21 protein-coding genes are annotated in these 20367 nt (G+C 38.1%); 19 read left to right on the forward strand and 2 right to left on the reverse strand.

Annotated elements, in window-relative coordinates; translation table 11 throughout:
• Nucleotides 1-272 precede the first annotated feature (272 nt).
• The 17 genes from sodA to ACFX4R_RS16340 all read left to right on the forward strand — a co-directional run bounded on the left by sodA (nucleotide 273) and on the right by ACFX4R_RS16340 (nucleotide 18222).
• On the forward strand, nucleotides 273-881 hold the full coding sequence (gene sodA / locus ACFX4R_RS16260) for a superoxide dismutase SodA (RefSeq protein WP_013059198.1): 609 nt from the start codon (nucleotides 273-275) through the stop codon (nucleotides 879-881).
• A 128-nt stretch (nucleotides 882-1009) separates the two neighbouring features.
• Nucleotides 1010-2287, forward strand: a complete 1278-nt coding sequence (locus ACFX4R_RS16265; RefSeq protein ID WP_043976213.1) for an MFS transporter — start codon at nucleotides 1010-1012, stop codon at nucleotides 2285-2287.
• Nucleotides 2288-2448: 161 nt separating this feature from the next.
• Entirely contained in the window at nucleotides 2449-4626 is a 2178-nt protein-coding gene (locus tag ACFX4R_RS16270) for a peptidoglycan D,D-transpeptidase FtsI family protein (protein ID WP_377569946.1), read from the forward strand.
• Between the two features lie 617 nt (nucleotides 4627-5243).
• On the forward strand, nucleotides 5244-6041 hold the full coding sequence (gene pstB, locus ACFX4R_RS16275; RefSeq protein ID WP_371264484.1) for a phosphate ABC transporter ATP-binding protein PstB: 798 nt from the start codon (nucleotides 5244-5246) through the stop codon (nucleotides 6039-6041).
• A 22-nt stretch (nucleotides 6042-6063) separates the two neighbouring features.
• On the forward strand, nucleotides 6064-6723 hold the full coding sequence (phoU, locus tag ACFX4R_RS16280; RefSeq protein WP_013059193.1) for a phosphate signaling complex protein PhoU: 660 nt from the start codon (nucleotides 6064-6066) through the stop codon (nucleotides 6721-6723).
• 193 nt (nucleotides 6724-6916) lie between these two features.
• On the forward strand, nucleotides 6917-7411 hold the full coding sequence (locus ACFX4R_RS16285; protein ID WP_377569948.1) for a DUF4912 domain-containing protein: 495 nt from the start codon (nucleotides 6917-6919) through the stop codon (nucleotides 7409-7411).
• On the forward strand, nucleotides 7404-9722 hold the full coding sequence (locus ACFX4R_RS16290) for a glycosyltransferase (protein WP_377569950.1): 2319 nt from the start codon (nucleotides 7404-7406) through the stop codon (nucleotides 9720-9722). Before ACFX4R_RS16285 ends, ACFX4R_RS16290 begins: the two co-directional genes overlap by 8 nt.
• A complete protein-coding gene (locus ACFX4R_RS16295) occupies nucleotides 9719-11788 on the forward strand; it encodes a sugar phosphate nucleotidyltransferase (protein WP_377569952.1) in 2070 nt (689 codons plus the stop codon). Before ACFX4R_RS16290 ends, ACFX4R_RS16295 begins: the two co-directional genes overlap by 4 nt.
• Nucleotides 11763-12176 (forward strand): phosphohexomutase domain-containing protein, encoded by a 414-nt coding sequence (locus tag ACFX4R_RS16300; RefSeq protein ID WP_251033872.1) that lies wholly within the window; start codon nucleotides 11763-11765, stop codon nucleotides 12174-12176. Before ACFX4R_RS16295 ends, ACFX4R_RS16300 begins: the two co-directional genes overlap by 26 nt.
• Before the next feature lie 242 nt (nucleotides 12177-12418).
• Nucleotides 12419-12568 carry a 50S ribosomal protein L33 gene (rpmG, locus tag ACFX4R_RS16305; RefSeq protein ID WP_013059189.1) on the forward strand — a complete coding sequence of 50 codons (150 nt, stop codon included), beginning with the start codon at nucleotides 12419-12421 and terminating at the stop codon, nucleotides 12566-12568.
• Nucleotides 12569-12614: 46 nt separating this feature from the next.
• A complete protein-coding gene (locus ACFX4R_RS16310; protein WP_025750520.1) occupies nucleotides 12615-13181 on the forward strand; it encodes a 5-formyltetrahydrofolate cyclo-ligase in 567 nt (188 codons plus the stop codon).
• Nucleotides 13168-13965, forward strand: a complete 798-nt coding sequence (locus ACFX4R_RS16315) for a DUF92 domain-containing protein (RefSeq protein WP_025750519.1) — start codon at nucleotides 13168-13170, stop codon at nucleotides 13963-13965. The genes ACFX4R_RS16310 and ACFX4R_RS16315 overlap by 14 nt, the downstream gene beginning before the upstream one ends.
• Nucleotides 13966-14016: 51 nt before the next feature.
• Nucleotides 14017-14193: a hypothetical protein gene (locus tag ACFX4R_RS16320; protein ID WP_013059186.1), complete on the forward strand. Its 177-nt coding sequence runs from the start codon at nucleotides 14017-14019 to the stop codon at nucleotides 14191-14193.
• A 135-nt stretch (nucleotides 14194-14328) separates the two neighbouring features.
• On the forward strand, nucleotides 14329-15849 hold the full coding sequence (locus tag ACFX4R_RS16325; protein WP_043976226.1) for a rhomboid family protein: 1521 nt from the start codon (nucleotides 14329-14331) through the stop codon (nucleotides 15847-15849).
• A gap of 181 nt (nucleotides 15850-16030) precedes the next feature.
• Nucleotides 16031-16237 carry a YqgQ family protein gene (locus ACFX4R_RS16330; RefSeq protein ID WP_013059184.1) on the forward strand — a complete coding sequence of 69 codons (207 nt, stop codon included), beginning with the start codon at nucleotides 16031-16033 and terminating at the stop codon, nucleotides 16235-16237.
• Nucleotides 16238-16239: 2 nt separating this feature from the next.
• Entirely contained in the window at nucleotides 16240-17208 is a 969-nt protein-coding gene (locus ACFX4R_RS16335) for an ROK family glucokinase (protein WP_013059183.1), read from the forward strand.
• A 111-nt stretch (nucleotides 17209-17319) separates the two neighbouring features.
• A complete protein-coding gene (locus ACFX4R_RS16340) occupies nucleotides 17320-18222 on the forward strand; it encodes a M14 family metallopeptidase (RefSeq protein WP_043976229.1) in 903 nt (300 codons plus the stop codon).
• 35 nt (nucleotides 18223-18257) lie between these two features.
• Here ACFX4R_RS16340 and ACFX4R_RS16345 read toward each other — a convergent pair whose 3' ends face one another.
• Nucleotides 18258-18434: a DUF2759 domain-containing protein gene (locus ACFX4R_RS16345; protein WP_013059181.1), complete on the reverse strand. Its 177-nt coding sequence runs from the start codon at nucleotides 18432-18434 to the stop codon at nucleotides 18258-18260.
• A gap of 208 nt (nucleotides 18435-18642) precedes the next feature.
• Between ACFX4R_RS16345 and ACFX4R_RS16350 the strand changes: the two genes are divergently transcribed.
• A complete protein-coding gene (locus ACFX4R_RS16350; protein ID WP_034648929.1) occupies nucleotides 18643-19275 on the forward strand; it encodes an MBL fold metallo-hydrolase in 633 nt (210 codons plus the stop codon).
• Between the two features lie 37 nt (nucleotides 19276-19312).
• Here ACFX4R_RS16350 and ACFX4R_RS16355 read toward each other — a convergent pair whose 3' ends face one another.
• Nucleotides 19313-19549 carry a DUF2626 domain-containing protein gene (locus tag ACFX4R_RS16355; RefSeq protein WP_013059179.1) on the reverse strand — a complete coding sequence of 79 codons (237 nt, stop codon included), beginning with the start codon at nucleotides 19547-19549 and terminating at the stop codon, nucleotides 19313-19315.
• A 262-nt stretch (nucleotides 19550-19811) separates the two neighbouring features.
• Between ACFX4R_RS16355 and ACFX4R_RS16360 the strand changes: the two genes are divergently transcribed.
• Nucleotides 19812-20195, forward strand: a complete 384-nt coding sequence (locus ACFX4R_RS16360; RefSeq protein WP_013059178.1) for a Spx/MgsR family RNA polymerase-binding regulatory protein — start codon at nucleotides 19812-19814, stop codon at nucleotides 20193-20195.
• Nucleotides 20196-20367 lie beyond the last annotated feature (172 nt).

Here is a 20367-nt window from a genome sequence, read left to right on the forward strand (position 1 = left end):
GGCTGAAGGGATCGGTCTTGAAAACCGACAGGGGTGTTAAAGCCCGCGGGGGTTCGAATCCCTCTTCCTCCGCCATACTATTGTCTATTCAAAGCTTCTTTTGAGAAAAAGAAGCTTTTTTTATGTTTAAAAGAATAGCGAATGGGAATTAGGTAAATATAAATCATGGATTAGGAACTTTTTATTTGAAACAGTAGGGTAAATTTGCTAATCTAAACGTATATGGTGCTTTTGCGCCAAAATGCTTACATATTTTGAAGGAGGAATTATTCATGGCTTACAAATTACCAGAACTACCTTATGCATACGATGCACTGGAACCACATATCGACAAAGAAACAATGAATATTCACCACACAAAACATCACAACACATATGTTACAAATCTAAACGCTGCTGTTGAAGGCAAAGCGGATTTAGAAAGCAAAAGTATTGAAGAGTTAATTTCAAACTTAGATGCTGTTCCTGAAGATATCCGTACAGCAGTACGCAATAACGGTGGCGGTCATGCGAACCACTCATTATTTTGGACAATCCTTTGCCCTAACGGCGGCGGTGCTCCAACTGGTGAATTAGCAGACGCTATCGCTAGCAAATTCGGCAGCTTTGATCAATTCAAAGAAGAATTTGCAAATGCAGCTAAAACTCGCTTCGGTTCTGGCTGGGCTTGGTTAGTTGTAAACAACGGCGAATTAGAAGTAACAAGCACACCAAACCAAGATAGCCCATTAATGGAAGGCAAAACGCCAATTCTTGGTCTAGACGTTTGGGAGCACGCTTACTACTTAAATTACCAAAACCGCCGTCCAGATTACATTTCAGCATTCTTTAATGTTGTAAAATGGGACGAAGTTGCTAAGCGTTACGACGCTGCAAAATAAGCTAAAGACGTATTTAAAGCCAGTAAAGTAATTATTACCTTTACTGGCTTTTTTGTTTTCCAATTCTTTTACATATCTCCTTTTCTTTTTCACACACTAGGTGTAGAAGAGAAAAGGAGTTTTTTGATATGCCTTTATTAAAAAAAGTAGTTGGAGATGTAGAAGTTAGTAAAGATTTACTTTTGCTTTTAATTATAGGCGGTCTTTATGCCTTGGCTATTTCAATTTCCAATTCGTTTGTTAACATTTATCTGTGGAAACAATCAGGCGAATTTTCGGATCTTGCTATTTATAATTTAGCGGTAGTGGTGCTTCAGCCGCTTACGTTTATTTTAGCAGGTAAATGGGCCAAACGAATTGACCGGGTTGTGGTTTTAAGGTTAGGTGTATCTTTTTTAGCTGTTTTTTATATCGCTGTATTAGTCAGTGGAGCTAACGCAGCCCAGTATTTAGTATTGCTTGGTGGACTGCTGGGTATAGGATACGGCTTTTATTGGCTAGCTTTTAATGTGCTAACTTTTGAAATTACAGAACCTGATACAAGAGACTTTTTTAACGGATTTTTAGGGATCTTAAACTCTTTTGCAGGGATGATTGGTCCTTTAGGAGCTGGCTTTGTTATTTCCGCTTTGTATGAATCACTTGGGTATAAAATTGTGTTTGGTGTATCGCTGCTATTGTTTATCGGTGCCGTTGTACTTAGTTTTTTTATTACAAGACGCGCAGCGGAAGGAGTATACAAATTTAAAGAAGTATGGGCTGAACGAAAAGTCAATAAAGACTGGAATCGAATATTGCAGGCTCATTTCTTTCAAGGGTTGCGTGAAGGTACGTTCATTTTTGTTGTATCCGTCATGGTATTTATTACGACGGGAAGTGAATTAGCTTTAGGAACATATGGACTGGTGAATTCAGCGGTTGCATTTGTAGGATACTATGTTGCCTCAAGGTTTATTAAGCAAAAAAATCGCCTTCGGTTTATCTTCACAGGGGGCCTCCTTCTCTATGGAGCGGTCTTTTTGCTTATCTTTAACTTATCGTATCCAAAGTTAATTATATATGCTGTTTGTATTGCCGTTGCCTATCCTATTTTATTGGTTCCATTCATTTCTCTAACGTACGATGTGATTGGACGAGCAAAAGACGTTGTTTCAAAAAGAATTGAATACATTGTTGTCAGAGAAGTATTTCTGAATATCGGGCGCGTCGTTTCCATATCTTTATTTTTAATAGCTGTACTGTTTTTTGATGAAGCAAAAAGTATTCCCATTTTATTAGCTATTGTTGGAGCAGGGCATACGATCATTTATTTTTGTGTAAGACATATTTCACAGCCTCTGCACAAAAAAGAAACCACTGTTACTCCTCCGGTATTAAATGAAGGAGACGGAGAGTCTCCAGCTTAGAGTGTTGTCAGCTCCTTCATTTGCACTATGGAAAATGCTTCGCTTTTCTTTTAGAATAAATACGTTGTGTAAATAGGCACCTGCCAGGTGTCTATTTATTTGCTAAATGGCTGATTTTATGGTGTTATGGTATATATGTTTTATAAAGTGTAGGTGTTGGTATGAAAAAGAAAAAAAGAAAAAAAAGTCACGTGCCTTTTCGTGTGAACTTACTTTTCTTGACCGTATTTGTCCTATTTTCCGTATTAATTTTGCGGTTGGGACTTGTTCAAATTGTATACGGTGAGAATTACGAACGAGAAGTCGAAAAAACACAGGACGTTACGGTCAGTACGCCTGTTCCTCGAGGGAAAATGTACGATCGTTATAACCGCGTAATTGTAGATAATACCTCTTTAAATACGATTACATATACTCGTTTTCAAGGAAATACAGCTGAAGAAAGGCTGCGCATCGCTAAAAAGTTATCCACTATGATCGATGTTCCTTACACCACAAATGTGATTGATATTCCGGAAAATAAAAAGAATAAAGATGCTAAAAATGTGGTGAAAATTACAGAACGCGATATGAAGGATTATTGGATTATGCTTCACCCTAAAGAAGCGGAACAGAAAATTACGCAAGCTGATCGCAAAAAAGTTCAAGATGGTGAAATGACTGATGACGAACTGTATCAACGTCAGTTAGACCGCATCTCTAAAAAAGATTTAGAAAGTCTAAAGAGTGATTTAGAAGTTCTCGCTATTAAGCGCCAAATGGAGGCAGGTTACTCTAACACCCCGCAAATTGTTAAGAGCGGTGTGACAAATGAAGAGTATGCCGTTGTAAGTGAGCACTTAGATGAACTTCCAGGTGTTGATACAACAACGTATTGGGATCGCTCATACCCAGAAAACAGTACTCTTCGTACTTTGCTTGGAAATGTATCATCTGCCAACGAAGGGCTGCCTAAAGATAAAGTACAGTATTACTTGTCAAGAGGCTATAGCCGAAATGACCAAGTTGGGACGAGCTATTTAGAGAAGCAATACGAAGCTCAGCTCAGCGGTCAAAAAGAAAAAGTCCAATATGTAACAGATAAAAAAGGAAATCTCCTTGATACAATTCAAGTGTCTAAAGGTGAACGCGGCAGTGATTTGGTTTTAACTATTGATATGGAGCTTCAAAAAGCGGTAGAAAAACAAATTACGGACCAGCTTTTAGCCAAAAAGCAAATGAAAGGAACGCAATTTTTAGACCGTGCTTTTGTTATTATGATGGATCCTCACACAGGAGAAATTTTAACAATGGCAGGTAAAAAATACACCATTGATAAGAAGACTGGAGCGCCTAAAATAGAAGATTTTGCATTGGGAAATATTTCAACATCTTATACAATGGGCTCTGTTGTAAAAGGAGCAACGGTTTTAGCCGGCTTAGATTCAGGAGCTATTAAGCCAAACACAGTGTTCGTTGATGAACCGTTAAAAATTAAAGGAACACCGGTTAAAAAATCAGCTGAGGCTGAAGGGTTAGGACCCTTAACGTATTCATCTGCGTTAAAATATTCATCCAACGTATTTATGTTTAAAACGGTAATGGCTATGGCTGGGTTACAGTATCATAAAAACATGACTTTACCGATTAAACCTGGTACATTCAGCGAACTGCGTTCTTACTACAGTCAGTTCGGCTTAGGCGTATCAACAGGTATAGACCTTGATAACGAATCAACAGGTGTCCAAGGTGGAAGCGATGTTCCAGGAACGGCGCTTGATTTAGGCATTGGTCAGTATGATACGTACACGCCGCTGCAGCTTGTTCAATATACTTCTGCAATAGCTAATGGAGGGTATCGCATTAAGCCGCAGCTAGTAAAAGAAATCCGAAAACCAACGATTAAAACCGATGAAATTGGCGGTACGCAGCATTCATTTGAGCCTGATGTGTTAAATCGTATCACGATGAAAGAAGAATACATTAAAGATGTTCAAAGTGGCTTTAAGCGCGTTACGCAAGAACAAGGCGGTACAGGGTATGCAGCTTTCCATACAGCGAACTATAATCCTGCTGGTAAATCAGGAACGGCACAAGCCTATGAGAAAAACCCTAGCGGAGGGGACCCTATTAAAGTTAATAATTCAAACTTTGTGGCCTTTGCTCCGGCAGATAATCCTGAAATTGCAGTAGCTGTGGTGGTACCATCGGCATTTGTGCCAAGTGCACCAAATACCATTACAAAAGAGCTTGCTCGTTCTGCGCTCGATACGTATTTTGATTTAAAGAAAAAAGGTGAACAAGAAGTAAAAGATCAAGAAGAGAACCAACAGGCTGTCATTGCAAACGACGCCAATTAAAGAGGCTGGGACAAAAGCATATTAGTTGAAGTAAGATCCGAACAAAGTTGATTAAGAATCAACTTTGTTCGGATTTTTTATTTATAGGATGAAAGTAGATTTCGTGTATGTAGGTGCTTTTGGCGGTTGATTGGAGGGCAAGGTGAAGACTTCTGCAGGAAAAGCGAAGCGATGAGGAGACTCACCGGCCGCCCGTGAAACGAAAATCAACAGCGGTATCGGAAGTAATTCATACTGGCTTATTAATCCAATCCACCCATCTTTAGATTGAATTAATTTAGTTATGTCTCTACCTCTTCTTTTTTGTTAGAAATCTTTACATATATGGTTTTTTATTGAATTTAAGGGTCGTAAGAACTAGTTTTTTACCTAAAAAACACGCAGATAGACCTTCGTTTACAAAAGCTTTACATTGAGTTAAAACACAATTAATAGTCGGCTATTATTCTGTAAGTGTAAGGGTTAATAGAAATGATCAAAATAAGGGGAAGCGTTTCGGCTTCTCGTATTTATTTACACTGATAGTAAACAATAGATATTAAATAGACATAGAGAGACTTTTATTGTGCTCAAAACGGTTAAAGACGATGAAGGAGGATTATCCAATGGCAATAACAATGGAATTGACTAACAAAGAAAAAGTAGATACTCCGCAAACAAAAGAAATTGTATATAAAACAAAAGGTTTGAATTTATGGTATGGCAACACACATGCCTTAAAAAATATTGATTTAGACATTCATGCTAACGAAGTTACCGCGATTATCGGTCCATCAGGCTGTGGAAAATCAACATATATTAAAACGTTAAATCGTATGGTAGAAATGACTCCAATTGTCCGTACATCAGGTGAGATTGAGTATAGAGGGAAAAATATTTTTGATAAATCGTACCACGTGGAAGAGCTGCGCACGCAAGTAGGAATGGTTTTCCAAAAGCCAAATCCGTTCCCGAAATCTATTTATGATAATATTGCGTACGGTCCAAGAATTCATGGTGTTCGCAACAAGAAAAAACTAGATGAAATTGTTGAAAAAAGTTTACGAGGAGCAGCTATTTGGGACGAAGTTAAAGATCGTTTGAATCAAAATGCAAATGGGTTGTCAGGTGGACAACAGCAGCGTATCTGTATTGCGCGATGCTTGGCAATTGAACCTGACGTTATTTTAATGGATGAGCCTACTTCTGCGCTTGATCCAATTTCAACATTAAAAGTAGAAGAGTTAGTACAAGAATTAAAGAAAGACTTCAGCATTATTATTGTTACCCATAATATGCAGCAAGCGGCACGTATTTCAGATAAAACAGCATTTTTCTTAAATGGAGAAGTGGTAGAGTACGCAGAAACAGATAAAATCTTCTCAATGCCATCTGATAAACGCACAGAAGATTATATTACAGGTCGTTTTGGTTAAGACATACAAGGAGATGGGATGAGTGGTTGTACGCGAAAAGTTTCATGGTGATTTAAAGATATTACGTGAAAAATTATTAGAAATAGGGCGCTTAACGCATGAGGCGCTATCAAAATCAATTGAAGCGCTGCAAACAAGCAACGTTGAGCTGGCGCTAGAAATTATCGACGGCGATTCATACGTGGATGACTTAGAAGAAGAAATTAATGACCTAGCTATCTTACTGATCGCAAAGCAGCAGCCGGTGGCTATCGATTTAAGACGTATCATTGTGGCAATTAAAATTGCTTCGGATGTTGAGCGTATGGCAGATTTTGCGGTTAACGTAGCAAAATCAGCTATACGAATTGGAAACGAAGAATTAATTAAGCCGTTAGAACACGTAAAGAAAATGCACGATATTTCGATTGAAATGTTGAGCCTTTCGTTAAAAGCTTATCACGAGGAAGATCTTGTGCTGGCTAAAAAAGTAGCGGAAATGGACGATCAAGTGGATGAGCTCTACGGAATAACAATCAAAGAACTTTTAAGTCTTGCTAAAGAAAAGCAGGAGGCTATGAACCAAATTACGCAGCTTTTATTTGTAGCCCGCTATTTAGAGCGTATGGCTGATCATACCACTAACGTAGCAGAAAGCGTATTTTACCTTGTAAAAGGCAAACGCTACGACTTAAACGAATAGTAGAAAAACCTCTTCTAATAAGCGAAGAGGTTTTTTTGTTAGTAAATTATAATTACTATGTTAACCTGAATTTTTAACACAAATCGACAAATTGCGTTTATTGTGGCAACTTTTTCTGAATGGTAAGATGTTAATAAGTTTATACGGCATTTATATGTAGAAAAAACATTCTAAGAAACGAAGTGATAAAACAGTGGCTGCTAATCTTATTCAAAACTTAAATGTGTGTATAGCTACTCAGCTTGACTCATCTCGTATTTATGTTCACTGGTCGTTTTCTGATCATATTCGAGAGATGGTAGAAAGTATGTTTTCGACACGGTGGGAAGAATTGAATCTAGCTATGTGTACGTATGATATAACAGGTCTTCGTTTTAACGGCCATGAATCAAACCGCTATTATATGAAGGGTCTTACTCCTAAGCAAGACTTCATGTTTATGAACAGCTTGGAAAGTGAGCGCACGTATGTAATAGATATTGGTATTCAAGATAAAGAAGGAAGTTTTTTTTCCCTTCTTCGTTCGAATCCAGTTTATTTGATGAAAGAAAAATATGAACAAGTGAATGTAACTTCGTTAGGCTGGATGTACGAACCTGTAAAAGTTCACCAGGGTGTTCAAAATGAATTTAGCACATATTCCTTATATTCAAATGACTTGGAGCAGGTGAAGAAGCAATATGAATAGTGATGACTGTATTCTTTTAACTTATATGCATTGTCCGTTGCTACATGTACTTCAAACAGAGAGTGAGTATCTGCTGTTTGAACAAGTAACGAACGAGTTCATCCCTTTTTTAGATCAAATTGAGTCTAAGAAATTGATAGGTGCAACAGCTGTGATGTCTTGTGTGTTTTTGAACGCATTAAACAACGAGGAGTTTAATACTCGTTACGCTCAATATTTACACCAGTTTTCAAGCCGGCAGCATCAGAGAGCACTCACCTTTTTAAAAAAGTGGAACGGGAGCTTGTTCTCAGCCTGCAAATATTTTTTTCAGCATGACATGATGGAGTGTATTCCTACTACCGTAACGAACGCGTTCGTTTCCACCCTTAAAACCGAACAAACATTAAATCTCCAAATTACAGAAGCAATACGTGTTTTTCAACAGTTTTTTGAAAAAAAGCCCGTCGGTTTTTTTATACAGCAAGGAGAGTATACTCATCAAGTAGATATGCTCCTAAAATCTCATGAAATGCGCTATACCTTTGTGAAGTCATCAACAGATGAACTAAAAAAGTCGCCTGCTGGCATTATCTTGTTTCCATATCCTATGCAAGGAAAACAAGTTGAGGAAGGAACAATCAATAAAGCGAGCGTTTTTTTGGATTTGAAGGCTAAGGACACGCTTGGCTTTCAGCGAATGCAAGCAGCAAGCGGTATATTTCAATATCCTTTAGATTACGCGAGGGATATAGAGTTTCATCAAAACGAAACTCTTGCACTCTACGGTGCAACAAAAAGCGCTGAATTTGTCAGTGAGAACAATCAATTGTTTATTTCAACCGTACAGAAGTCAGAGGCGATGCTAGATGTTATCGATTCTAAACATCCTAGCGTGGTGAATGCTATCTACCGACAGTGGCTCCTTTTAAGTAGCAGCGATTGGCTTTATAATTTTGAAAAAGTCAAAGGTGAATACGAAAGGCAAGTAAAACTATTTGATTTTCTTTGTCACGAAGAGAACCCAAGGATGGATAGCGAAAACAGTTTTCTTTCAGGAAGTTCTTTTTTATCCCCTGCAAAAGAGATAGAGCCGGCGGCTTTATCAGTAAATCAATATAAAGGCGGTCTCTCCATTTTAATGCTTGCATGGGAATTCCCTCCTCTAGTTATCGGAGGACTTGCACGACATGTATTTGATTTATCCAGAGCGTTAGCAAAGGCGGGCCATCACGTTAGTGTATTAACAACTTATGTAGAGGGGCTGCCGGAATATGAGCGTTTATACGGTGTTCACGTTTACCGAGTTAAAAGCCTGCAGCCTCATCACCCGGATTTTTTGACATGGGTAAACAGTTTGAACGTGGCTATGGCTCTTAGAGGACTGCAGTTAGGCTACAAGCTGTCTTTTGACGTTATTCATGCTCATGACTGGCTTGTTGCCTCCGCTGCAAAATGTTTAGCAGATAAAACGGATAGACCGCTAATTACGACCATTCATGCGACAGAACATGGGCGCAATAATGGTATTCATAATGACATGCAGCAAAAAATTCACTTGCAAGAAGAGGAGCTGATTCGACAATCAAGCTCAATCATTGTCTGCAGCGACTATATGAAGAAGGAATTAATCACTTTATTTCAAGTAGAGCAAGATAAAATTGCTATATTTCCAAATGGAATTGACAAGCAGCTGGTAGTCGACGCAGTAAATGAGCGGTTAAAAGAAAGTTTACAAAAGAAATATAATTTTAGAAAGGCCCCTATTATTTTTTCAATTGGACGAATTGTATATGAAAAAGGCTTTCAGCTATTTATTGAAGCAGCGGAACTATTTAAGAAAAAACAAATAGATGTTCAATTCGTTGTAGCAGGAAAAGGGCCTTTACTTCATGAGTTTCGAACACAGGTAAGTGAAAAGCAACTAGAAAAATACGTGTATTTTATTGGATACATTACCGATAACGAACGAAATCAGCTTCTTCAAGCTTGCAAAATGGTTGTTTTTCCAAGTTTATATGAACCTTTTGGAATTGTGGCTTTAGAGGGGATGGTAGCCAAGAAGCCAACTATCGTTGCCGATACAGGAGGTCTAAGCGATATTGTTTCACATTTCGACACGGGCCTGACGTTTGCCCGAGGAGATACGTTCGAATTAATCAACTGTATTGAATTTTTGTTAAAAAATGAAAAAACGGCTGCAAAAATCAGCGAAAATGGGTATAGAAAAGCAACAACTATGTTTAGCTGGGAAAAAATCGCTATTGATACAAGTAAGCTGTTTCAACATCAAATTTGCCAGGATAAAAAAAGAAGGGAGGCAAAAAATTGAAAGCCATTATACTTGCTGGCGGTAAAGGAACAAGACTGCAGCCCTTGACCTATACGATTCCAAAGCCTATGCTGCCGCTTTACGATAAACCTGTGATGGAATATAGCATTGAACTGCTTAAGAAACATGGAATTACAGAGATTGGGATTACGCTGCAGTATAGGCATGAACAAATTATTGAATACTTCGGGGATGGCTCTCAGTGGGGAGTGACGCTTACTTATTTTATCGAAAAAGAGCCTCTTGGAACAGCGGGCGGAATTAAGCGAGCAGAGGCCTTTATTGAGGAAGACTGTATTATTATTAGTGGAGATGCCTTAACAGAAATTAATCTTCAAGACGTTATTCATTTTCATTATGAACAAAAAAGCGAAATGACCATTGTTACAAAAGAAGTAAACGACGTGCGGGGTTATGGAGTGGTGACAATAGATGAAGGGCATCGAGTCACGGGATTTGTAGAGAAACCGACCTACGAACAGGCCAATAGCCGATTGATTAATACGGGAGTGTATGTGATCAAAAAATCCGTTCTTGATTACGTGAATTCTTATGGTCCTACAGATTTTAGCTTTGACATTATCCCGCTTCTTTTGGAATATAATCATACTGTGTGCAGTTTTGTAACGGAAGATTATTGGATTGATATTGGGCAAATCCACCATTATCGTCAAGCACACTATGATTTGTGGAGGAAGTGGTTTGGCAATAGACAGGAAAGTATTGTCTCAGATGACGCGCTTATAGAAGAAGGGGTGACTATTTACGATCCGGTTTACGTAGGAGAAAATGTGGTGATTAGAAAAGGTGCTTCAATTGGTCCTTACACGATTATCGGAACCAATAGTATCATAGAAGCACATGCTGCAATCGATAAAACAATTTTGCTCCAAAACGTAACGGTGGGGGCAGAATCGTTTTTATACAACGCTACGATAGGTCCCTATGTAAATGTTCAAGCAATGACTACGTATGTCCAAGATACAGTAGCTGAAAATCAAGTACTACCTCAACTTTCTGTAAAACCAGATGTTTCTATCTTCAAAAACGGTCGCCTGTATGTACATTCATCTGTTGATCGAGCAAGACTGTACAATGCGTTATTGCTTGTATGCAAACACCAAGGGTCGTTCTGTCTAGCAAGCGATGATGAAGGAGAAGCCATTCAACTTCGCAAAGAATGCTTTTCTTTTTTACGGAGTAATCATTCAGCTGTGTATGATATTAAAAAAGAAGCTCTTCCGGTATTTCGATATTACATGATGACTTCACAAGCGAGCATTGGTATTTATATTGGTGTGGATAGCAAAAACAGCGGCCTCTTTTTAGAAATATATGACAAGAAAGGGCAATTAGTTAATCAGCTTATTGAAAAAAAGATTGAGCGGATGTACCTTCAAGCTAAACAAGCAAACATAACAACTTCTGTTTCACTTAGAGAAACAAGCATAGGAAATATCAGGGAAGAATATTGTGATGCTTTAGTAAAATCAATTAATCAGCATGTTTTATTGGAAGACAGTACGCGGATTGGCGTGATTTGTTCGCCGTTTATACAGGAAGTTATCGAACTATTATGTAAGCGTCTTCGTGTCCGTGTTTTATTTTTAAACAAATGGGAGAAAACAGAAGAAATCAAACGAATAATTAAACGAAATAAGCTGTCTTTTTGTATTAAGATTAAAGAAGATGGAGAAACATTTGCTCTATATGATGAAAAAGGCTGCAGCGTAAATGACTCAGAAATTATGTCGCTTTATATTTATAGCGTATACATGACAAAAAAAGTAGCATTCGTTCCTATTCCTATACACTATTCATCCACACTAGAAACATTTGCTCAATCTCTCAATCAATCATTTATGAGGACAAAAGCAAAAAAACGTGATTTACTTAGTCTTTTGGGGCCCGTTCAATTTCAGTTAGATGCCATGTACGCTTTATGTCAGCTGATCGAATTAATTATGGTGCAACAGCGGAAAATTTCTGAAATGATTCAATATGTTCCCCACGCTTANTCAATCTCTCAATCAATCATTTATGAGGACAAAAGCAAAAAAACGTGATTTACTTAGTCTTTTGGGGCCCGTTCAATTTCAGTTAGATGCCATGTACGCTTTATGTCAGCTGATCGAATTAATTATGGTGCAACAGCGGAAAATTTCTGAAATGATTCAATATGTTCCCCACGCTTATATGAACTGGCGGTATATTTCATGTCCGCTAGAAATTCAAGAACAAGTGATGAAGAAACTATTAGAAGAAGCAATCGGTAAACAAGTGTATGTCATTGATGGCTTAAAGATTTACCATGATCCCCATGAATGGACGCTTATTTTGCCCGATGGTCACTTGCCTGTATTAAATATTTATTCAGAGGCGTTAAACACTCAGACTGCCAAGAAGCTGTCGGCATATTTTGTAGAAAAAATACAAGAGTATCAAAGAGTGTAAATAATGGCTTTTATTTAAAAGAAAGGAAGTACGCCTCTCATAAAAAGAGTTCCGCTTATTTCAAGAAACTTCATCTATATGTAAGGCGTAGCAGAGAAGGAGCTCAGGGATCTAAGAGGAAAGAAAAAGTGAAGAAATGAAATTAAATGACTTTCTTCAAAAAAACAGACTGGCATTTCCTTTCGAAAAATGATATTATATTAAAGTCTGATTTATGTTTATAATGTTTGGAGGGAAAATAGATGCGCGTAAACGTTACATTAGCTTGCACTGAAACTGGTGACCGTAATTACATTACAACTAAAAACAAGCGTAATAACCCAGATCGTCTTGAGTTAAAAAAATACAGCCCAAGACTTAAAAAAGTTACACTTCATCGTGAAACAAAGTAAGCAGTAGGAGTACAATCCTGCTGTTTTTTTTATAGGGGGAATTAAAATGAAATCTCATCTGCGCAAAGAGATGAAGCGGGTTCTTAATTTAATTTCTGAAGAGCAGCACGAGGCACATTCAACAAGCATAGCAAATGCACTGTATGAAACTTGTTTATGGAAAGAAGCTAGAGTCATTGCAGCTACGGTTTCAAGAAATAAAGAAGTTAATACGAAAGCCATCATTGAACGTGCTTGGAAAGATGGAAAGAAAGTAGCTGTTCCAAAATGCAACCCCACAACATCTCAAATGGTTTTCTACGAGATTACGAATTTTTCACAGCTTGAAACAGTGTACTACGGGTTAGCGGAGCCAATTGTTGAAGAAACTGTTCCCGTTTCAAAATCTTCAATTGATTTACTCCTTGTGCCTGGCGTGGTATATAGCAAAAATGGATATCGTATCGGCTATGGAGGCGGCTATTATGATCGTTATCTAACAGATTATAGCGGACAGAAGCTAAGCCTTGCGTTTGATTGTCAAGTCGTTTCAGAGGTCCCATATGAATCTCATGATATTCCCGTGGAATATATTTTGACAGAGAAGGAGCTTATTTGCTGTGAATCCGTTTGATGCTGTCATGATAATTGTAATATTACTCATGGCAGGAGCAGGCTACATAGCAAAAGCACTGACAGTATCGGGAGCCTGCATGTCTTTTATCGTAGGAGCGAGCGTTTATATCGGTTTTTCGCTTCAAGGTTTTTTACTCTTACTCTTATTTTTTAGCACTTCTACGTTGTGTAGTAAGTACAAAAAAGAAAAAAAACGTGCATTAGAAGAAAAGCTAGAGAAGCACGACAGGCGAGATTATATTCAAGTCCTTGCTAATGGAGGTGTAGCTGCTGCTTGCGGTTTGTTATATGCTGCAACAGCTTTTCCTGTTTACATGTGGATGTTTATGATCAGTATCTCAGCTGCTAATGCGGATACGTGGGCATCTGAAATAGGGTCTCTTAGTAAGAAGCCGCCGTTTTACCTTTGGACATTAAAGAGAGTAGAAGCGGGTACCTCAGGAGCCGTTTCACTTTTAGGTACAGCAGCCGGAGCAGCCGGAGCTTTTCTTATTGCTGCCGCTTGTTATTTTGCTTTTCCATCCGTATCGCTGAGTAGTATATTGCTAGTCGGGTGCTTTGGTTTTATTGGAAACGCTATAGACACTCTTCTTGGAGCAAGTGTGCAAGTTCGCTTTCGCTGTCAAAGCTGCGGTATTGAAACGGAACGGAAAGATCATTGCCGTAAGCCAACGATAAAAGAGAAAGGAATAACTTTCTTTAACAATGATGTTGTAAATCTTGCCGCTATTTTGCTTGCTGCTTTTACAGGCGGAATCCTTATCCTGCTTTTACCTATATAAGAGCATAAAATGTTCGTCATAGGAGCAAAGTAAACGTAAGGAGGCTTGAAAATGAGACATATTGTATTAGTACTTACGCTTTTAGTTGTTGGAACGCTGGGCTATCAAATGAGATACCGTGTTTTAAATTCGCTGTTTGGAAATTCATTTATCCGTAGTCTAGCTGTTCGTTCATTTTTTAATTTGCCGTTTGTTCGGGATCGTTTAATGAAGCAGGTCTTCCGCTAAGAGCGAAAGATACATAAAAAAACACCTTACAGACCTGTAAGGTGTTTTTTTGTAGAAAAAGAAAAAGGGAAAATCGTTGCTTTTTTCCTGGCTTTCTGCCATCTTTACATATAGAGAGTATGAGGAGGTGACTATTTGTCTAGGCAAGATTTTTATTATTGGCAGCTGGCACAGCAATTGCTTGGCCATTCTTCATATGAGTTGATTTCGATGAAAGCTGATGCTTCAGAGCTATGGTTTCAATCTTCGCATCGCAAAGATAAGTCAATTGTCCGCATAGTCCGCCGGAATTTTAAATCAGCCGTTGAGCAGCAAAAAGATGTATTGTATGCATTACAAAGAGCTGAGAATGTGCGAAAGCAAAGAGGTAAATCAACGCTTACTCTTAACACGATTTACTTTGCTGATTTTGATCCTTTTTATACAGAGCAGTCCTTAGAAAGTGCGCCAAGTCCCTCTAAAGTGAATAGTTATGTTGAACAATTAACGGCAGAGAAAGCAAGCGCTTATGAACCTCTATTCGAACGGCTGGGTCTTACATTAGAAAGCGCAGACAATTTCTCCTCCGAAGAAGAAGCACAGCAAATAGAGCAGTGGAAACATAAAATTGTGCTTTTTGTACAGAAAAAGCAAAGCGAAGAACAGCAAATAGCTGGATACGGGAAGCCTATTTTTACATATATATTTTTAGCGCTGCAAATCTTAATGTTTCTATTTCTGGAGTGGAAGAGCAGTACACAAAATACACTCACTCTGATTCAATACGGAGCTAAATACAACCCCTTAATTATGGAAGGCGAATGGTGGCGTTTTTTTACACCTATAATTTTGCATATAGGACTTCTGCATTTGCTTATGAATAGTGTAGCCCTGTATTATTTAGGAACGCTTGTAGAGAGGATATATGGCAGCGGGCGTTTTGTCTTTATTTATATATTTGCCGGGTTTGCAGGATCTCTAGGAAGTTTTATATGGAATACGTCCATTTCCGCAGGAGCCTCAGGGGCCATTTTCGGTTGCTTTGGAGCTTTACTGTTTTTAGCAAGAACAAATCCACGCTTCTTTTTTCGAACAATGGGATCGAGTTTCATTGTCATCATTGTGATTAACTTGATTTTTGGATTTGTTGCGCCGAACGTCGATAATGCAGGGCATATTGGCGGTTTGGTTGGCGGATTTTTAGCTGCGAGCATCGTCAGTTTACCGAAACAAAAAAAGCTGTATATTCAGATTCCAGCTTTCATTTGCACGCTTTTATTAGTAGGAAGTCTGCTTTTTTATGGATATCATGAGCGTTCTGTTTATCAAGATGAGCCCTATGCACTTAGCGTAGCGGCTACGTATCTTCAGCAGAAGCAGTATGAAGAAGCAAAAGATGCCATTAAGCTTTTTGTTGAAAAAGGAACAGGAAATAGTAACGTGTATTTCGTCAGTGCTAACGCAGAATTTTATCTTGAAAATTATAAAGAAGCTAAACAGCAATTGAATCAGGCTGTAAAGTATGATTCAACTTTTCATGAGGCGTATTACAATTTAGCTCTGGTGAATATGAAACTGAATGATATTCCAGCGGCCACACAAAATATCGATAAAGCAATTGCGCTTGAACCGCAAAATGAAAAATACGAAAAGCTGAAGCAAGAGATAGGAAATTAAAATTGTTGAATGACGAATTTAATATTTTATACTTTACTATTGTGAGAACGTTTACTAGAATATTAATATGTAGACCTAGCAGTGGGCGTTAAATACGGCCGCTGTTTATGACTGAATGACTGTTGAGTTATCTCAAAATAAATGAATCATATCACCTAGAAAATAGGATAAAGGTGACAGAATGAATACGTTATATGATGTACAACAATTATTAAAGTCCTTCGGCATTTTTATATACGTGGGCGATCGTATTGCTGATTTAGAGCTGATGGAAGCGGAAGTAAAAGAGCTATATCAGTCTAACTTGATTGATGTACGTGATTACCAAATGGCAATTCTTTTGCTTCGTCGAGAGTTAAAACAACAAAAAGAGAAAAAGGATGAATGAACATGGATGACAAATGGTTAGTTGGAGTTGATTTAGGCGGTACAACAATAAAAATGGCCTTTATTAATCATTATGGAGAAATCATTCACAAGTGGGAAATTAATACGGATGTGAGCGAGCAAGGCCGTAAAATTCCAACGGATATTGCAAAAGCAATTGATAAAAAGTTAAACGATCTTGGAGAAGTAAAATCAAGGTTAGTAGGAATTGGTATTGGTGCACCGGGGCCTGTTAACTTTGCAAACGGTTCGATTGAAGTAGCTGTCAATTTAGGCTGGGAAAAATTCCCTATCAAAGATATCTTGGAAGTAGAAACTTCTCTTCCTGTTGTAGTAGACAATGATGCAAACATTGCAGCGATTGGAGAAATGTGGAAGGGTGCTGGAGATGGAGCAAAAGATTTACTTTGCGTTACGCTTGGCACAGGCGTTGGCGGTGGCGTCATTGCAAACGGTGAAATTGTACAAGGCGTAAATGGAGCCGCTGGTGAGATCGGGCACATTACTTCTATTCCTGAAGGCGGGGCACCGTGTAACTGCGGTAAAACCGGCTGTTTAGAAACCATTGCTTCAGCAACTGGAATTGTACGTTTAACAATGGAAGAATTAACGGAAACGGACAAACCAAGTGAGCTTCGCACGGTGTTAGAACAAAATGGACAAGTTACATCTAAAGATGTATTTGATGCAGCTCGTTCAAAAGACGAGTTAGCTATGCATGTTGTAGATAAAGTTGCTTTTCATTTAGGTCTGGCACTAGCAAACTCTGCTAATGCATTAAACCCTGAGAAGATCGTTCTAGGCGGCGGTGTGTCTCGTGCAGGCGAGGTATTACTTGCACCGGTAAGAGATTATTTCAAACGTTTTGCATTTCCTCGCGTAGCGCAAGGTGCTGAACTAGCAATCGCTACTTTAGGAAACGATGCGGGAATTATTGGAGGAGCTTGGTTAGTTAAATCTTATTTTGAATAATAAGCAAGAATCTAACTGAGATAAAAAAGCGCTTTGACATTTAGTCAAAGCGCTTTTTTATCATGCATCTTTTCAATCTTTACATATACATAGTGTAAAGGAGTGAAGATTATGCAAATTGTAGATATCCAAAAGCCCTACGATTACATGCGAACAATACAAGATATCCAAACACTTTTGACGTACTACCCCTATGGTTCTCTTGAATGGATAGGGTGCAGCGTGCTTGGAAAGCCGATTCCTCATATTTTAATTGGAAACGGAGAAAGAAAGGTTCATATTAATGCGTCTTTTCATGCCAATGAATGGATTACGACAAATGTTCTTCTACAGTTTGTTGAAGATTATTTAGCTGCTCTTCATTACGACAAGGCGTTGAACGGGCAGGAAGCAAGAGCTCTTTTTAATCAAATTACGCTTTCTGCGGTTCCGATTGTTAATCCAGACGGAGTAGATTTGGTCTTAAAAGGTCCTGCTGTAAGTGAACCTTATGCGTCTTTTCTTTCTAAAATAGGAAGAGATTTTCCTGATTTTCAAAGCTGGAAAGCAAATATCCGAGGGGTAGACTTAAACAATCAGTTTCCGGCTTATTGGGAAATTGAAAAAAAGCGCAAAGAACCTAAAGCTCCGCATTATCGGGACTTTCCAGGCTATGAATCTCTGTCTGAACCTGAAGCGCAGGCAATGGTAAAACTCGTTGAGCGTCATGATTTTGATTGTGTGATCGCTTTACATACCCAAGGAGAAGAATTTTACTGGGGGTATATGAATGAAGAGCCGAAGGAAGCGGAGGAAATAGCCAGTTATTTTGAAAGGGTAAGCGGTTATAAAGCAGTCAAAACGATTGATAGTCACGCTGGATTTAAGGATTGGTTTATTTTAGAAAAGAAAAAGCTAGGGTTCACTTTAGAACTGGGGAAAGGAATTAATCCGCTGCCTCTATCTCAAATGTCGCGCGTATATAATCCGACTAAAGCTATTTTAGTTGCGGCAATGGAATATCTATCTATTTGAAAAGCCACGCAAAGCATATGCTTTGCGTGGCTTTTTTAATGATGTACCGCCGGATAACCGTGATGTATAATGGTCATCACGGTAAACCATCCGAACACACCGAATGTTAGTACCGAAAAACCAATGCCTAATATGTTTTTATTTCTAAAAGATGAAATAGCTGCAAATACGCCTAGCAATGTTGTTAGTGCAAAAATAATCATAAGACCCACTCGAAGAAACCTCCTTTAGGCAACTTAAAATTAAAGCGCTATCATTAGCTTATCCCTTTAATTGTAAAACTTTTCTAACCGTTTGTCGAGATGAAAACCAATCTTTCTTTCGCCTTATTAGCTTAGAAAGGTCCTTACTTTCATTTATAAGATGATGTGTGTATGATAATGCATATAACGGAAATAAATTTTACAAGGAGGATACATTATGAACTATCATCGTATACCGCTAGGACCTATTCAAACGAATTGTTATGTCGTTGCTAACGAAAAAAAAGAGTGTTTAGTTTTTGACCCGGGAGCTCAGGGGAAACAGCTCGTTGAATTTCTAGAAAAACAAACGTATAAACCGTTGGCTATTTTGCTGACACACGCTCATTTTGATCACATTGGAGGAGTAGATGAAGTGATGAATCACTACTCTATCCCGCTTTATGTACATAAAAATGAAAAAGAATGGCTTCATAATAGTGATTTAAACGGTTCGAAATTTTTTGATTTAGGAGAAATTACGGCTCCAGATGCAACTGATATTATTTCAATCGAAGGCAATTTAACAATTGGCTCATTCCAATTTGAGGTGTACGAAACGCCTGGCCATTCTCCTGGCAGCGTTTCATATTATTTTAAACCGGGTAACTTTGTAGTATCTGGTGACGCGCTTTTTGCAGGCGGCATTGGACGCACAGATTTACCTGGAGGCAATCAAGCTCAGCTGTTAGAAAGCATCGAATCGAAATTGCTGTCCCTTCCAGAAGATACGCTTGTACTAAGCGGTCACGGACCTGAAACAACTGTGGGGCACGAAATGGATCAAAATCCTTTCCTAAATGGTTTTTAAGAATACAAAAAGCGATGGAAGCCCATCGCTTTTCTCTTTACTGTCCTGGTGTCATCATAAAAGTTGACCAGTACGTGAACCCCACAAAAAAGACGGTCAAATATGCTCCGAAAACGTAAATGTACATTCTTTCAGACAGCTTTAAATAACTAAGAATTACAAAAAAGCCTGTTTGAGCTAAAAAGAGTAAAGAAGTCTTATGCATGTGACCGAGGTAAAACATTACAGTGAAAATTGCTGTCCAGAACCCCATTACACGGTACATTCGTTCCACGTCCATTTCCTCCTTTATCAAACTTAGTTAGTGTCATGATGAATGTCATCGCTGTGTAAGCACTAGAAAGCACTTATGAAACTATATCGATACTTTTCCATTATAATACATCCTTTCTTTCCTGAAAACGCTATCTTTTCCTTGAAATACGACAGAAGAAAAAAAGTTATACAAAACATGTGCAAAATACTATACAAAGGTTATACAAAACGTGTACAATGTATATAAACAATCTATAACTAAAAAAACGGGAGGGTTTCATATGGAAGAAATTAAATTTTATACGTACCCGAGCTGTACATCTTGTCGTAAAACGAAAAAGTGGCTAGTGAAGGAAGATGTAAATTTTAAAGAGCGTCATTTATTTAGAGAAACACCTACTCATAAAGAAATGCTTGAACTTCTTTCTATGACAACAGAAGGGATGGATGAACTTCTTGCTAAAAGAAGTCAAGAATATAAAAAGTTAAATGTTGATGTGGATAGCATGACGCTATCAGAAGTGGTCAATCTATTAATTGAACATCCTCGTTTGCTTCGCCGACCAATTTTAACAGATGGTAAAAAGCTTGTAGTAGGCTATAACGAATCTGCTCTTAAAAATTTAGTCAAGAAAAAAACAAGTCTTGCTTCTCTAGTTGTGTAAGCGTACATGATGAAGAAGCTCAATTCAGTAAATAATGAATAAAACGACAGCGTAGAGTTTTACATCACGTTGTCTTTTTTTATGTAGTTGTTTAGAGGTGTACAGAAGTTGTACATCGTGTACAAGGACTGAAGGGAAGAAAAGAAGCGTATACTAAAAAAATTATAAAAAA

Source organism: Priestia sp. YIM B13490, from assembly GCF_042787735.1.
GTDB classification, from domain to species: Bacteria; Bacillota; Bacilli; order Bacillales; family Bacillaceae_H; genus Priestia; species Priestia megaterium.

Excerpts from the sequence above, each read along its gene's own strand:
- sodA (WP_013059198.1), top strand. The coding sequence starts at position 273 with ATGGCTTACAAATTACCAGAACTACCTTATGCATACGATGCACTGGAA.
- ACFX4R_RS16265 (WP_043976213.1), top strand. The coding sequence starts at position 1,010 with ATGCCTTTATTAAAAAAAGTAGTTGGAGATGTAGAAGTTAGTAAAGAT.
- ACFX4R_RS16270 (WP_377569946.1), top strand. The coding sequence starts at position 2,449 with ATGAAAAAGAAAAAAAGAAAAAAAAGTCACGTGCCTTTTCGTGTGAAC.
- pstB (WP_371264484.1), top strand. The coding sequence starts at position 5,244 with ATGGAATTGACTAACAAAGAAAAAGTAGATACTCCGCAAACAAAAGAA.
- ACFX4R_RS16290 (WP_377569950.1), top strand. The coding sequence starts at position 7,404 with ATGAATAGTGATGACTGTATTCTTTTAACTTATATGCATTGTCCGTTG.
- ACFX4R_RS16300 (WP_251033872.1), top strand. The coding sequence starts at position 11,763 with ATGAGGACAAAAGCAAAAAAACGTGATTTACTTAGTCTTTTGGGGCCC.
- rpmG (WP_013059189.1), top strand. The coding sequence starts at position 12,419 with ATGCGCGTAAACGTTACATTAGCTTGCACTGAAACTGGTGACCGTAAT.
- ACFX4R_RS16310 (WP_025750520.1), top strand. The coding sequence starts at position 12,615 with ATGAAATCTCATCTGCGCAAAGAGATGAAGCGGGTTCTTAATTTAATT.
- ACFX4R_RS16320 (WP_013059186.1), top strand. The coding sequence starts at position 14,017 with ATGAGACATATTGTATTAGTACTTACGCTTTTAGTTGTTGGAACGCTG.
- ACFX4R_RS16330 (WP_013059184.1), top strand. The coding sequence starts at position 16,031 with ATGAATACGTTATATGATGTACAACAATTATTAAAGTCCTTCGGCATT.
- ACFX4R_RS16335 (WP_013059183.1), top strand. The coding sequence starts at position 16,240 with ATGGATGACAAATGGTTAGTTGGAGTTGATTTAGGCGGTACAACAATA.
- ACFX4R_RS16340 (WP_043976229.1), top strand. The coding sequence starts at position 17,320 with ATGCAAATTGTAGATATCCAAAAGCCCTACGATTACATGCGAACAATA.
- ACFX4R_RS16350 (WP_034648929.1), top strand. The coding sequence starts at position 18,643 with ATGAACTATCATCGTATACCGCTAGGACCTATTCAAACGAATTGTTAT.
- ACFX4R_RS16360 (WP_013059178.1), top strand. The coding sequence starts at position 19,812 with ATGGAAGAAATTAAATTTTATACGTACCCGAGCTGTACATCTTGTCGT.